The sequence below is a fragment of the Alteromonas portus genome, assembly GCF_005117025.1.
Lineage (GTDB): Bacteria > Pseudomonadota > Gammaproteobacteria > Enterobacterales > Alteromonadaceae > Alteromonas > Alteromonas portus.
Genome location: NZ_SWCO01000006.1, coordinates 56,991 through 71,029, shown reverse-complemented (window position 1 = coordinate 71,029; position 14,039 = coordinate 56,991). Strand labels below are relative to the sequence as shown.

General features: G+C 45.5%; 12 protein-coding genes. 3 read left to right on the top strand and 9 right to left on the bottom strand.

The genetic code is table 11. From position 1 onward, the window contains the following. Nucleotides 1–48: 48 nt before the first annotated feature. The 8 genes from nusB to lpxD form a co-directional block, all read right to left on the bottom strand. Nucleotides 49–471 carry a transcription antitermination factor NusB gene (nusB, locus tag E5672_RS11530; RefSeq protein ID WP_014979773.1) on the bottom strand — a complete coding sequence of 141 codons (423 nt, stop codon included), beginning with the start codon at nucleotides 469–471 and terminating at the stop codon, nucleotides 49–51. 12 nt (nucleotides 472–483) lie between these two features. Next, a complete protein-coding gene (ribH, locus tag E5672_RS11525) occupies nucleotides 484–957 on the bottom strand; it encodes a 6,7-dimethyl-8-ribityllumazine synthase (RefSeq protein ID WP_014950088.1) in 474 nt (157 codons plus the stop codon). Between the two features lie 245 nt (nucleotides 958–1,202). Further along, complete coding sequence (gene ribBA / locus E5672_RS11520; protein ID WP_136782327.1) at nucleotides 1,203–2,303, bottom strand: bifunctional 3,4-dihydroxy-2-butanone-4-phosphate synthase/GTP cyclohydrolase II; 1,101 nt, start codon at nucleotides 2,301–2,303, stop codon at nucleotides 1,203–1,205. Nucleotides 2,304–2,323: 20 nt separating this feature from the next. After that, nucleotides 2,324–2,986, bottom strand: a complete 663-nt coding sequence (locus E5672_RS11515) for a riboflavin synthase (protein ID WP_071815324.1) — start codon at nucleotides 2,984–2,986, stop codon at nucleotides 2,324–2,326. A 20-nt stretch (nucleotides 2,987–3,006) separates the two neighbouring features. Then, entirely contained in the window at nucleotides 3,007–4,146 is a 1,140-nt protein-coding gene (gene ribD / locus E5672_RS11510) for a bifunctional diaminohydroxyphosphoribosylaminopyrimidine deaminase/5-amino-6-(5-phosphoribosylamino)uracil reductase RibD (RefSeq protein ID WP_136782326.1), read from the bottom strand. Between the two features lie 50 nt (nucleotides 4,147–4,196). After that, the gene (gene nrdR, locus E5672_RS11505; protein WP_012517538.1) at nucleotides 4,197–4,646 is read right to left on the bottom strand and encodes a transcriptional regulator NrdR; all 450 of its coding nucleotides are present in this window, start codon (nucleotides 4,644–4,646) and stop codon (nucleotides 4,197–4,199) included. A 98-nt stretch (nucleotides 4,647–4,744) separates the two neighbouring features. Continuing rightward, entirely contained in the window at nucleotides 4,745–6,001 is a 1,257-nt protein-coding gene (glyA, locus tag E5672_RS11500; RefSeq protein WP_014950092.1) for a serine hydroxymethyltransferase, read from the bottom strand. A gap of 154 nt (nucleotides 6,002–6,155) precedes the next feature. Continuing rightward, a complete protein-coding gene (gene lpxD / locus E5672_RS11495; protein ID WP_136782325.1) occupies nucleotides 6,156–7,184 on the bottom strand; it encodes a UDP-3-O-(3-hydroxymyristoyl)glucosamine N-acyltransferase in 1,029 nt (342 codons plus the stop codon). 398 nt (nucleotides 7,185–7,582) lie between these two features. Between lpxD and ettA the strand changes: the two genes are divergently transcribed. Continuing rightward, nucleotides 7,583–9,250, top strand: coding sequence for an energy-dependent translational throttle protein EttA (gene ettA, locus E5672_RS11490; RefSeq protein ID WP_014950094.1), 1,668 nt, complete (start codon nucleotides 7,583–7,585; stop codon nucleotides 9,248–9,250). 151 nt (nucleotides 9,251–9,401) lie between these two features. Then, entirely contained in the window at nucleotides 9,402–9,809 is a 408-nt protein-coding gene (locus E5672_RS11485; protein WP_136782355.1) for a PilZ domain-containing protein, read from the top strand. Between the two features lie 125 nt (nucleotides 9,810–9,934). Here the strand turns inward: E5672_RS11485 and radA are convergent, their stop codons facing one another. Beyond that, nucleotides 9,935–11,302 (bottom strand): DNA repair protein RadA, encoded by a 1,368-nt coding sequence (gene radA / locus E5672_RS11480; protein ID WP_136782324.1) that lies wholly within the window; start codon nucleotides 11,300–11,302, stop codon nucleotides 9,935–9,937. Between the two features lie 189 nt (nucleotides 11,303–11,491). On the opposite strand from radA, the gene E5672_RS11475 reads away from it, so the two are divergent. Then, nucleotides 11,492–14,020, top strand: coding sequence for a PilZ domain-containing protein (locus tag E5672_RS11475; RefSeq protein WP_136782323.1), 2,529 nt, complete (start codon nucleotides 11,492–11,494; stop codon nucleotides 14,018–14,020). Nucleotides 14,021–14,039: the final 19 nt, after the last annotated feature.

Below are 14,039 nucleotides of genomic sequence, written 5' to 3'. Positions count from 1 at the left end.
GTAATTTTTTAAACCCTTTTAGCGGCAATCCATGCCGCCACGGTAAGGTTAGTCGCGCTCGTCTTTGCGCAATGTGCGCACTGCTTTATCCAGTGCGCCATTAATGAACTTGTGGCTCTCTTCAGCACCAAATGCTTTAGCAAGCTCAATCGCTTCATTAATGATTACGCGGTACGGTACGTCAATGCGCTCAGTCAGTTCCAGCGTCGCAATGCGCAAGATCGCTTTTTCAATAGCGTCTAACTCTTCAGGCAAACGGCCAAGGTAAGGTTTAATGGTTGCATCAAGGTTGCTTGCATTGTGTGCAACACCGCGAAGCAAGGCTTGAAAATAGGCCATATCTACCTTTTGCATGTCGTTACTGGTGGCTAGCGCCAGTTCAACCTGCTGAATATCGTTGTGACTCATTTGCCATGAATACACACCTTGCAGGGCGAGTTCACGGGCTTTACGACGAGCTGAAACTTTCACTTAATGTTTACCTTAAAGCTTTTCAACAGCATCGATCACGTTAACCATTTCCAGCGCGCCAAGTGCAGCTTCCGCACCTTTGTTGCCCGCTTTGGTTCCTGAACGCTCGATTGCTTGTTCAATTGAATCTGTTGTAATTACGCCAAATGATACGGGCACACCGTATTCAAGTGAGACTTGCGCAAGACCTTTGTTACACTCGCCTGCTACAAAATCAAAGTGTGGTGTACCACCACGAATAACCGCACCTAGCGCGATGATGGCGTCAAATGACTTTTTCTCAGCTAATTTCTTAGCTACTACAGGTAACTCGTAAGCACCGGGTACACGCACTAGCGTGATATCGTCATCACTCACTTCACCGTGACGCTCTAGCGTGTCTAATGCACCTTCTAGTAAGCTTTCAACAACAAAGCTATTAAAGCGTGATACAACGATAGCAAACTTCTTACCGGTTGCTCTGATATTACCTTCAATTACCTGCATGGATTCATTCCTCGAGAAAAAACGGCGCGAAGTATACCACAACTACGCCCAAACTAAATCGATTGTTTCTTTAACTTCAACTATTCGTAAACGGATACTTTTGCTTAACGCAATGTGGTGAGGGAATGCTCGTTGCACCTCCTTGACCACAGAGATACGGAGGGGGGTACCAGATCGAGCCTGCTACCCCACTCTAGTTCACCAAGCCTTCGCAATAGACTTAACAAAGAGCCAGTAAGCCAGCACTAGTCGTGCACGTACTCCACCACTTCAAGGCCGTAACCAGAAAGTGCGTGATATTTAATTGGCTTACTTAAAAGACGCATTTTGTGTACGCCCATTGATGCTAGAATTTGACTGCCTACACCAATAGTGCGCGATGACCCCTGCCAGTCAGCGCCAGCTGGGCGCTCGCCTCTGTCTTCTGCGGCAAAGCGGCGTACCTGACTTTCAATATGCTCTTCTTTACCTAACAGCACCAATACGCCACCCTCTTCTGAAATTTTGCGCATTCCATCTGCAAGCGTCATAGAGCGATGAATACCGCGCGTAGAGCCAAGAAGATCACTAAAGGTATTGTGAAGGTGCACACGTACAAGTGTCGGCTCGTCTTCTTTAATCTCGCCTTTTTTAAGTGCGAAATGAAGCTGGTTGTCGATGCTGTCTTTAAACGTGTGCAGCTCGAAGTCACCATACTCGGTTGGCATGTTGCATTGAGCAACTTTCTGTATGGTGGTTTCGTTTAAGTTGCGATATTCAATTAAATCAGCAATAGTGCCGATTTTAAGGTTATGTTTTGCCGCAAACTTTTCTAGCTCAGGGCGGCGAGCCATAGTGCCGTCTTCATTAAGAATTTCTACGATAACCCCAGCTGGCTCTAATCCAGCCAAACGCGGCAGGTCTACACCCGCTTCGGTGTGACCCGCACGATTAAGTACACCACCATCTTTAGCGATTAAGGGAAAAATATGACCCGGCTGCACAATGTCTGTTGCTTTCGCATCTTTTGCAACAGCAGCTTTGATTGTTGTGGCGCGATCTGCCGCTGAAATACCTGTAGTCACGCCGGTTGCCGCTTCAATAGACACAGTGAAGTTGGTAGAAAACTGTGCTTCGTTTTTATCCACCATTAACGGCAAGTTCAGGGTACGACAGCGCTCTTGGGTCATCGGCAAACACACCAAGCCGCGGGCGTGGGTAACCATAAAGTTAATGGCTTCTGGCGTCACATGCTCAGCCGCCATGATTAAATCACCTTCGTTTTCCCTATCTTCATCATCCATCAAGATAACCATTTTACCTTGGCGAATGTCTTCAATTATTTCTTGTGTAGTGTTAAATGCCATGTTGTGTGCTTCTTGTAGGGTTATTTTCTTAAAAATCCGTTCTCGGCAAGAAATGCCATGTCGATGCCTTTGCTTTTTGGCTCGGCGGCTTTGTCGCCCAGCATCAATCGCTCTAAGTAGCGCGCAATGACATCAACTTCTAGGTTTACCGCTGTGCCCACCTTATAGCTTCCCATAATGGTTTCTTGCAACGTATGAGGAATGATCCAAAGCATAAATTCAGCGCCATTAACTTCATTAACGGTCAAACTAATGCCATCGACAGTAATACTGCCTTTATGAGCAATATATTTAGCCAGGGCTTCTGGCGCTTTTACCCAGAATTCGACGTAGTCTGAGTGCTTAATGATTTGTGTTACTTCACCTACGCCGTCCACGTGACCTGACACGATATGACCACCTAAGCGGTCGCTTGGCCGCATTGCCTTCTCAAGATTAACCGTTGAACCTGCACTGTAATGGGCAAAACCTGTTAACTTGATAGTCTCTGCCGACACATCAGCGCAATAATAATCGGGTCCCATATCGGTGACTGTTAAGCAAACACCATTGGTTGCAATACTGTCGCCAAGTGCGACATCAGACATATCAAGCGTAGGTGATGCAACGGTTAGGCGAATATCGTTGCCTCGGTTATCAAGCTTTTTAATAGTACCTAGCGCTTGAATAATTCCAGTAAACATAATGTTCCTCTTTAATCGCGTTAACCACGTGTGCTGCTAACATCAGGGCGGAAGATAAGCTTAATATCGTTGCCCACCTGACGATTTTCAATAAGCGAAAGCGAAATACATTCATCTAACGACGTAAACGCTGGGAAATTAACCATACTTATGCCCTTATCACCTAAAAGCTTTGGCGCTTGGTAGCAAATTAGCTCATCTACCAGCCCTTCTTGCAGTAATGCACCAGCGAGGCCTGGACCCGCTTCCACCCATACTTCATTATACTGCTTATCGCCTAATGCCGACATTAATGAATGTAAGTTAAGCTTACCGTCCTTTTCATCTACCGATAGATAGTGCTGTGTTGCTGTATCAGGATGGGACTGCGAAGTAGCCGTTAAGGTAGTATTGCCGTCGTTAAATAAAGTGTAGTTTCGACTAAGCTTGCTCTTGCCATCGACAACAACCCGAGCTGGTTGACGGATGTGCTCTAGAGGATAATCTTCAAACTGAGCCTCTTTTTCTCGCACCAACAAGCTAGGATCATCAGCTTTAACCGTCCCGGAGCCCGTTAACACTACACAGCTTTGCGCGCGATAGCGCTGCACATCTCGCCTTGCCTCGGGTCCAGTGATCCACTGACTTATGCCATTTTGAAGCGCTATCTTTCCATCTAAGCTAATGCCCAATTTAACGCGAACAAAAGGTTTGCCGGTAAGCATGCGTTTAATAAACCCGGGGTTTAGCGCAGCGGCTTCAGCAGCCATCACGTCGCTGACTACTTCAATACCTGCTTCCTGTAAGATGTTAATACCCTTTCCGCATACATTCGGGTTAGGGTCGGTCATAGCAATAACCACCCGCGCGACCTTTGCTTCTACCAAGGCAATAGCGCACGGCGGTGTGCGACCAAAATGACTACAAGGTTCAAGTGTAACGTATGCCGTCGCGCCTTTTGCGCCTTGCGGGCGTGCGTTTGTAGCTTGTCTTAATGCATGGACTTCGGCATGGGGTGTACCAGCTTGAATGTGATACCCCTGACCAAGCAGTTGATTGTTTTCGTCAACAATTACACAGCCAACGCGAGGATTCGGAGAGGTGGTAAAGCGCCCTTGTTGGGCAAGCTGAATGGCTTTTGCCATCCAAAAATAATCGTTTTTAACCGTATCGTGGTTCACTTGGATTCCTGTTGTAGCCCTAAGTGTCTGATGTTTGAGAGGTAGCCGACTTAATCTCCTAATCGTGCAATCTCTTCTCCGAATTCACGAATATCTTCAAAAGAGCGATAAACGGAGGCGAACCGAACATAGGCAACTTTATCGAGTTCTTTGAGGGCTTTCATTATTAGGTTGCCGAGCAATTCACTGCTCACTTCGCGTTCACCGGTCGCGCGCAACTGTGACTTAAGTGAGAGAATACATTGTTCAACTTTTTCAGTGCTAACAGGGCGCTTTTCTAGCGCGCGTTGCAAGCCTGCACGAAGTTTGTCTTCGTTAAACGGTTCACGAGAACCATCGCGTTTAATAACGCGGGGCATCACAAGCTCAGCACTTTCAAAGGTCGTGAATCGCTCGTGACACACCATACATTCACGGCGCCTGCGCACCTGTTGCCCTTCTGCAACCAAACGAGAATCAATAACTTTTGTTTCTTGTTCTGAACAAAACGGGCAAAACATGAATAATCCTTAAATATTGCGTACTTAGGCTTATTAACCAAATGTAGACTAGTTAGTCCAGCATTAGTACCAAAGTACGCAATAAAACACAAACCTATTTATTTATAAACAGGGAATTGTGCGCAAAGTGCAACTACTTCGTCTTGAACGCGTTTGATAACAGACTCATCGCCCATGTTATCTAGGATGTCGCAAATCCATGTTGCAACTTGCTTAGCTTGTTCTTCTTTGAAACCACGGCGAGTGATCGCTGGGCTACCGATACGAAGACCGCTGGTTACAAACGGTGAACGCGGATCATTTGGCACTGAGTTTTTGTTTACCGTGATGTTTGCGGCACCTAGTGCTGCATCTGCATCTTTACCGGTAATGTCCTTGTCAATAAGGTCAAGAAGGAACAAATGGTTGTCAGTACCGCCAGAAACGATGTTGTAACCGCGCTCTTGCATTACAGAAACCATCGCTTTCGCATTTGCAACAACCTGCTGCTGATACACTTTAAATTCTGGCTGTAGCGCTTCTTTAAAGGCAACGGCTTTAGCTGCGATTACGTGGCAAAGTGGACCACCTTGGTTACCTGGGAATACTGAGCTGTTAAGCTTTTTGTAAATTGCTTCGTCGCCACATGAAGATAGGATTAGACCACTACGCGGACCCGCAAGCGTTTTATGGGTAGTCGTCGTTACTACATGAGCATGAGGAAGCGGGTTTGGATAAACGCCAGCGGCTACTAAGCCCGCTACGTGCGCCATATCAACAAGTAAGTATGCGCCAACGCTATCTGCGATTTCGCGGAATTTCGCCCAATCAACAATGCCTGAGTAAGCAGAGAAACCACCGATAATCATTTTCGGCTTGTGCTCTTTAGCAAGCGCTTCAACCTGCGCGTAATCGATTTCGCCGGTTTCTTTGTTCAAACCATACTGTACAGCGTTATAGGTTTTACCAGAGAAGTTTACGTGTGAACCGTGAGTTAGGTGACCACCTTCAGAAAGGCTCATTCCCAACACCGTATCGCCTGCGTCAAGTAATGCCATGAATACGGCAGAGTTAGCTTGTGAACCAGCGTGCGGTTGAACGTTCGCGTAGTCTGCACCAAAAAGTGCTTTTGCACGGTCAATAGCAAGTTGTTCAACAACGTCTACGTGCTCACAACCACCGTAGTAGCGCTTGCCTGGGTAACCTTCAGCGTACTTATTAGTAAGCTGTGAACCCTGTGCTTCCATCACACGTGGACTACAATAGTTCTCAGAGGCAATTAGCTCAATGTGATGTTCTTGACGCTCAACCTCTTTAGACATTGCATCGGCTAATTCAGGATCGAAGTCAGCTATATTCATTTCGCGAGAAAACATGGGGGCTCCTTAACTGCGGTTTTTATATGGCGTTACGCACTGATTGCTCAAATTCGAGCCATATTCTAGTCATTTTGAGGGTCTTGTATACCGCTTTATGACCAAATTAATATAAATGGCGCAGGTTTAACGTAATACCTGCGCCAGCGCGAGATCAGACCTGTTTTTCAAGGGCTTTAACACGGTCAAATAAACTACCAATTTTGGCAAGGCGAACCGTATTTTTACGCCAGTCACGGTTGGTTTGTGCTGGCTGACCAGAAGAATAAACACCCGGTTCAGTGATATCTTGTACAATCATGGTGTAGCCAGTCACCTGAACATTATCGCAAATGCTAATGTGACCGTTGACGCCCACTCCACCACCAATAATCACGTGTTTGCCAATATGACAGCTACCAGCAATACCGGTAGCGCCGCAGATGCATGAATGATCACCAATAATACAGTTGTGGCCAATTTGTACTTGGTTATCGATAATAACATTGGTGCCTAACACCGTATCTTCCATAGCGCCGCGGTCAATGCTGCTGCTAGCACCAATCTGACTATCATCTCCAATGCGAACTGATCCAGTTTGTGGAATAGGGATCCATACGCCTTTATCGTTAGCGTAACCAAAGCCTGCCGCACCAATCACCGTTTGGCTATGAATCGTCACGCGCTTACCAATTACCACGTCATGATAGATAGTCACGTTCGGGTGAATGGTACAGCCTTCACCAATATGAGTACCTCTGCGAATAACCGTATTTGCGCCAACCGTAACTCTATCGCCTAGTACCACGTTTTCTTCAATGATCACATTGTGACCTAGGGATACATCGCTGCCAATTCGGGCAGATGGCGCAATAACCGCTGTCTCAGCAATACCTGTCGCTACCGCTGGAGTGGTATCGTATAACTGAGCGATAAGAGCAAAGGCAGCATGAGGATTTGCCACAACTAAGGCAGGCACTGGGCTGTCTGCTTTTAAGCTTTCGTGCAGAATTACCGCACCCGCCTGAGTATCTTTTAACTGCGGCTTATATTTTGGGTTGGTTAGAAACGAGATTTGATGCGATGCTGCACCAGATAACGTACCCACTGCAGAAATAGTAACATTTCCATCGCCCTGCACTTCCCCACCTACATGTTTGGCAAGTTCATCCAGGCTGTATGTGCGTTTATTCATAGCGGTCATCTTAATTACCTGTTCAGATATATGAATAGTATTGAGTCTATCGCTCTGGGAACTTTCTGTTTGATTTCAAGCTCACCCATGAGCACGTTTTACTCATTCTTATAAATTACTCATTTTTATAAAAGCAAGTTTACCTTAAATCGCTTCGCCAACCGATGCATAAATCAATCTTTTTGACATGAGCGCTCAAATAACATCCAAGCGCGAAAACACCTAGCCTTTATGTTAAGGGCTTATTGTCTTTTGCTGCACACTTTTGCGGCAGCCTGTCTGCCATCTAAACTAGAATTCGTACTCCAAAGGTCAACAGGCTCTAGCATAAACAGCCTTGTTACGAGTAGAATACGCACCAATAAAGACTAAATTATTTTTCACCGCTTTTTCAGCGAGGATAGAGCATGGCTCAATACGTTTACAGTATGCATCGCGTGGGCAAAATCGTCCCACCAAACAGACACATTTTAAAAAATATCTCACTAAGCTTTTTCCCTGGTGCCAAAATTGGTGTGCTAGGTCTAAATGGCGCGGGTAAATCAACCTTACTTCGCATTATGGCTGGCGTAGATACCGATATTGAAGGTGAAGCGCGCCCTCAGCCGGGCTTAAAAGTGGGCTACCTTCCGCAGGAACCACAACTTGATGAAACGAAAGATGTTCGCGGTAACATCGAAGAAGCCGTAGCCGACGTTAAACACGCGTTGACTCGCCTTGATGAAGTGTATGCAGCTTATGCAGAAGCGGATGCTGATTTCGACGCCCTTGCTAAAGAGCAAGGTGAGCTAGAAGCTATTATTCAAGCCAAAGACGGCCATAACCTAGAAAACGCCCTAGAGCGTGCTGCTGATGCTCTTCGCCTTCCAGCTTGGGATGCGGACGTTAGCAAACTATCTGGTGGTGAACGCCGCCGCGTAGCGCTGTGTCGCCTACTTCTAGAGAAGCCTGAAATGTTGCTTCTAGACGAACCAACTAACCACTTAGACGCAGAATCAGTGGCATGGCTAGAGCGCTTCTTGCATGACTATGAGGGTACCGTTGTCGCTATTACCCACGATAGATACTTCCTTGATAATGTCGCAGGTTGGATTTTAGAACTTGACCGTGGTGAAGGTATTCCGTGGGAAGGTAACTACTCTTCTTGGTTGGAGCAAAAAGAAAACCGACTTGAACAAGAAGAGCGTACCGAAACGGCGCGTATGAAGAGCATGAAACAGGAACTTGAGTGGGTACGCTCAAACCCGAAAGGTCGTCATGCTAAAAGCAAAGCTCGTATGGCCCGCTTTGAAGAACTATCTACCAGCGATTACCAAAAGCGTAACGAAACTAACGAGCTTTTCATTCCACCAGGTGAACGCTTAGGCGACAAAGTTATTGAAGTAAGCAATCTGAAAAAGTCTTATGGCGATCGCGTACTTATCGATGACTTAACGTTTAAAGTACCAAAGGGTGCCATTGTAGGTATCGTTGGTCCTAACGGCGCGGGTAAATCAACCTTATTCAGAATGCTTACCGGTGCAGAGCAACCTGATTCAGGCACCATCGATTTAGGTGAAACCGTTCAAATTGCTGCAGTAGAACAGTTCCGCGACCACATGAACGAAAACAACACCGTGTGGAAAGAAATTTCTGACGAACAAGACATTATTCGCATTGGTAACTTTGAAATTAACAGCCGCGCCTACTGCAGCCGTTTTAACTTTAAAGGCACCGACCAGCAGAAGTTTATCAAGGACTTGTCTGGTGGTGAGCGTAACCGTGTTCACCTGGCGAAACTGCTTAAAGCAGGCGGTAACGTATTGCTACTGGATGAGCCAACCAACGACCTAGACGTAGAAACCCTTCGCGCCTTGGAAAACGCGTTGTTGGAGTTCCCAGGCTGTGCCATGGTTATCTCGCACGACCGTTGGTTCCTAGACCGTGTGGCAACACACATCATGGATTACCGCGATGAAGGTAACATTAACTTCTTCGAAGGTAACTACTCAGACTACGAAAGCTGGTTGAAGCAAGAATTTGGACAAGATGTAGTTGAACCCCATCGCCTTAAATATAAGCGTATGTCTAAATAACTCGGAACCAGAGATTTAGAGTGTTATAACTCTAAGCTGACACCAAGGGCCGCTATCAACGATAGCGGCTTTTTTATTTGCGTGCTTTCGTTGCGAACGAGAGAAAATTAGCCAATACTGAGGTCGTCAATGAAAACTAGGTATTTGAGTGATGACAGATAAGCGTCAATTCCAACGAGTCCCGCTGAATGTAAACGGCAAACTGGCACATAATGACAACAGTATTGATGTGGTAGTAAGCGACGTGTCTCTGCAGGGCATAAAACTTCAGGCAACGGAAACCGCATTATCAAACTTACCTTTCGACAGCCATGAACCTTATGTTGCTACCTTCCAAGCAAATGAAGACAGCCCTGTTATTACCCTTTCAATCTCGCAGTTGTATCGCCACGCTGACAGCAGACAGGAGCTTGTTTCGTTGGGGTGTAAAGTAGAGCGTATGGATGTGGACAGCATAAGTGCCCTTCGCCGTTTAATTTTACTAAACAGCGATGACGCTAGTATTGAAGAAAAAGATCTAAATGCACTGGTTAATGCGGTTTATCAAGTGCCAAATTAGAACAAAAAATACGACAAGTCTCTGCAAAGCTTCAGAAAAGGCTCCCCCCTCAAACTGCGCCAAAAGACTTACTTCACAAGTCTTCTTGCGCGTTTCGGACAGCTTTAACATTAATGCATTTCGCTTTATTCCAAGGCATCTAATGCTTCAGATAAGCGCGCTACAGGCACCACTTTCATACCATTGATAACTTGCTTAGGGGCATTCGCTTTTGGCACTATCGCCCGCTTAAAGCCATGTTTCGCCGCCTCAATAATGCGCTCTGTACCATTGGGCACCGGGCGAATCTCACCGGCTAGCCCTACTTCACCAAACACAATCAAGTCGCGCGGTAATGAACGGTTTCTAAAGCTGGAAATCATCGCCAGTAATAACGCCAAGTCTGCACTGGTCTCAGAAACGCGTACCCCACCCACCACATTGACGAACACATCTTGGTCATTCATTTGAACATTGCCATGACGGTGAAGTACGGCCAACAGCATTGATAAACGATTCTGATCTAGCCCTACAGCAATTCGCCTTGGGTTAGACATTTGGGAGTAATCTACTAATGCCTGTATTTCCACTAGGAGCGGGCGGGTGCCTTCCCAAATTACCATCACGCTCGACCCTGGCGTTTCGTTGTCTCCTCGACTTAAAAAGATGGCCGACGGGTTGCTCACCTCTTTTAGTCCCTTTTCTGTCATGGCAAATACGCCCAGTTCGTTTACCGCACCAAAACGGTTTTTATGGCTTCTAAGGGTACGGTAGCGCCCATCGCTTTCCCCTTCCAGCATCATAGAACTGTCGATACAGTGTTCTAGCACCTTAGGGCCTGCCAAATTACCGTCTTTTGTTACGTGACCGACAATGAACATGGCAATATGATTTTGTTTGGCAAAGCGCGTTAGATATGCCGCGCTTTCGCGTACTTGTGACACACTGCCTGGCGCAGACTGCACATCTGACACATGCATAACCTGAATAGAGTCGATAACCATAATTTTAGGCTTTTTCGTAAGCGCTAAATCGCAGATTGTTTCCACATTTGTTTCGGCTAGCATCATCAGTTTGTCATCAGGTAAGTTTAAGCGCTTAGCTCGCATTGCTACTTGCTGAAGAGACTCTTCCCCTGTCACATAAAGTGCAGTTTCGCTTTTTGCCATCTGACACATCACTTGAAGTAAAAGCGTACTTTTACCTGCACCTGGCGACCCACCGATTAGCATAGCTGCACCAGGGACAATGCCACCACCTAGCACTCTATCCAGCTCTTTAAACGTTGAAGAAAAACGTGGAAGCGATTCCAAATCTATTGCGTTTAAGGTTTCGATTTTGGCGGCGGTTTGCCCTGCATACCCTGATGTAGTTTGGCGCGCGACACTTTTAGCACTTGCAACCACAAACTCACTTATTGTGTTCCACGCTTTACACTCCGAACACTGCCCTTGCCATCGAGGAAACTCGGCCCCGCAGTCAGAACACACATAAGCAGTTTTACGTTTTGCCATATTCCAGTTTTATCCATTGCTTAAAAAGAGTATTCTAACACTTAATAACAGCGAATTAAGCACAATCCTAAGGTCAGTTTTTGTTCAGAAAAACAACCAAAATATAAAACAAACTTACACGTTAATGAGTTTTGCTGATTTGCCGATAACAACTAAAATAATGATACTAAACAACAAAGTTGCGCATTCATGAGTCAAGATTTAAAGCAATATGCTGACATTATTGAACAGCTAAAGCCTATGGTTAATGAGCCTGAATTTAACCAGGTATTGCTTCAAACTGCTTCTGACGTTCCAAAAGAAAAACGCTTTCTAATTAAAATGGAAGTAAAGCGTTTAGCCAAACCTTGCATGCGTACCATAGATTTGCGCGGCCATGTTGACGGAAAGTGCAAAAAATATGTGCACGAAGGTAGAAGCCACTACATGGATGACGTGGCTGTTGATAAGTTTGAAGAACAACTGCGCGTGTTTGGTCGATACACGTACGGTGTGTACGAGGCCGTTCAAAACACTGAAAATAACTTCCGCCTAATGCGCGAAAAAGAGCTTGCTCAAGAGCGCGCAGATAAAGAAAACCCCGAAGTTAAAAAACGTTCTGCGGTTTTAGAACAATTTAAAGTTCCCACTGTAAACCTTCTCGACTATAGGCAGCGTAATACGGAGCGCATGAACTTTGCGGTTGCCGTAGAGATATTCAACAGTGCAAATCAATCAATGCGTGGCTTGAGCGTGGATATTTCTCTTGAAGGCCTGCAGATAAAATTATCAAAAGACTCTTTTTTTGAAAAAGGCGAAACCCTTTTTATTTACTTCAGAGGGCTTGAAAGCGAATTTGCCATGGATAAAAAAAATGGCATTGCTTACAAACTAGTGAAAATCATTACAAAGAATGACGTTAACTACTTAGCCTTACAGCGCGACAAGACTCACCCAAGCCCGGCATTCGACAAGTTCTTAGAAACCTTCATACACGGCAATAAACGTCGTTATAAAGTGAACATGACGAATACCATTGAAGCGATAACCAGCAAGACATGTGAACAGTACTTTTCTCCTCGCAGCCCTACACTTCCTATATTTATTGATGTGGTAAATGAAACCTTGGTTCCACGCTATGCAATGGTAAATGAAGTTAACCGAGAAACCGTTCAATATTGGCAAGATGAAGAAGACAACTGTCGTCTGAATTTCTTGCTAACACAAGAAAGGCTGGCGCGTTTGCTCAATAAGTCGGATGAAGTAAGAGAGATTTTTGTCTTCAGTTTTACTCACCTGCATAGCGATAAGGTTTACTTTTATTCCGCCGCATATGAGGAGCTTCAGCAAAAAGAAATATTGTCGCGTGTGTTCCTAGGTTTTGGTTCGAGAAAGGCCAGCTGGCGAGTGTTTAAAATAACGCTAACAGATATGGAGCCCGAACAAGCGCACATCCCGCTCTCTATTCCAGACTCTGTTGGCAATAAAGTTAAAAAACTCAACACACCGCCTTCAGCGCGGTTAATGTCTAAATTAAAAAACCTTCGCTATCTTGCTCATGTAACTGACGTGACCTCGGTAACAGGGCAAGAAACCTATAACGAGCTTAAGTTTAATCGAGACAATCTTTCCCATTTAAGGATTTTTGGTCATCCCAGAAATCGTGCAGCCTCCAATATTCATCTGGTTCGCTTTAAGTACGAAGAGCAGCGCATAGAAAGTCGCTATCAGTTAAGAACGCAGATTGAAGTAAGGTTTAATGGAGAGACGACGGTCCATCGAGGCATAAGCGAAGATATTTCAGTTCATGGCTTAGGTCTTCGAATTGAGCTTGCAAAAGACTACAGTGGAAGTTTAGAGGGTAGAGTCGAAGTTGCGTTTCCTCGCCTTCAAGAGATAGCAAACGCGTTTGACGTTATGCATCTTCAATACGATATTATCTACCATAATGTGGAGAAAAATATTCTTCACTTGAAGACAGCGACCGGCGATGAAGGTAAAAGCGCACGCAACTTCTTTGAAGAGTTGATCAAGAAGAATAAAGGCAACTTGAAAGTCGACAATGATGAAGAAGAAGTCCCGGGTATGGGGCAAGCGCTTCGCTGCATAAACGCTAGAAACGCGACTTCACTGTCTTTTCTGATGAGCAAAGAAGGTGTGCGATACACGCCTCAGGCTTGTATCGTCGGAAAACAAGACGAACGAATTACCACTCTTACCACGCAATATGCAGAGCGTGGCAAAGTGAACTTGGAGTTTTTGTTCCGAGACAGGAAGCAAGACTCCCCGTTTGTTCAAAGTGGAATTAAAGCGGTCAAGCTTGAAAATATGCCATTGCGACAAGAGCTCTTCATATCATTTGATGCCTCTCAAAAAGAACCGCGAATGGCAATTATTCCTCGCTACTCCCATAAATTTGAAAGTAACGAACAGCGCCGTGCGTTTATTCGAGAAGCCATGGTACGCGGTCAGTTTGTTGCTATACACGTTATGCTAACTACCACGGGTAAGCCTGACTTGTCCATGCTACAAACTGAGATTAACTACGTTACTATGTACGCTATGCACAGAGCCCGCGAGTTAGAGAAAAAAATGTGGAGTATTGCCGCATGTTCTCACCTTATCGATGTGACCGATGAGGTTCTGATAAGGTACGGTTTTTCGATGGAAGACATCACGGCGAATAAAACGCTTAAAAGTGCCATTCAGCCGGTGTTGCAGCGAACATCCCATAGCTAATATCGGTGACCTCACGCCA

Excerpts from the sequence above, each read along its gene's own strand:
- E5672_RS11485 (WP_136782355.1), top strand. The coding sequence starts at position 9,402 with ATGACAGATAAGCGTCAATTCCAACGAGTCCCGCTGAATGTAAACGGC.
- E5672_RS11475 (WP_136782323.1), top strand. The coding sequence starts at position 11,492 with ATGAGTCAAGATTTAAAGCAATATGCTGACATTATTGAACAGCTAAAG.
- lpxD (WP_136782325.1), bottom strand. The coding sequence starts at position 7,184 with ATGACCGCTATGAATAAACGCACATACAGCCTGGATGAACTTGCCAAA.
- glyA (WP_014950092.1), bottom strand. The coding sequence starts at position 6,001 with ATGTTTTCTCGCGAAATGAATATAGCTGACTTCGATCCTGAATTAGCC.
- ribH (WP_014950088.1), bottom strand. The coding sequence starts at position 957 with ATGCAGGTAATTGAAGGTAATATCAGAGCAACCGGTAAGAAGTTTGCT.
- E5672_RS11515 (WP_071815324.1), bottom strand. The coding sequence starts at position 2,986 with ATGTTTACTGGAATTATTCAAGCGCTAGGTACTATTAAAAAGCTTGAT.
- nrdR (WP_012517538.1), bottom strand. The coding sequence starts at position 4,646 with ATGTTTTGCCCGTTTTGTTCAGAACAAGAAACAAAAGTTATTGATTCT.
- radA (WP_136782324.1), bottom strand. The coding sequence starts at position 11,302 with ATGGCAAAACGTAAAACTGCTTATGTGTGTTCTGACTGCGGGGCCGAG.
- ribBA (WP_136782327.1), bottom strand. The coding sequence starts at position 2,303 with ATGGCATTTAACACTACACAAGAAATAATTGAAGACATTCGCCAAGGT.
- ettA (WP_014950094.1), top strand. The coding sequence starts at position 7,583 with ATGGCTCAATACGTTTACAGTATGCATCGCGTGGGCAAAATCGTCCCA.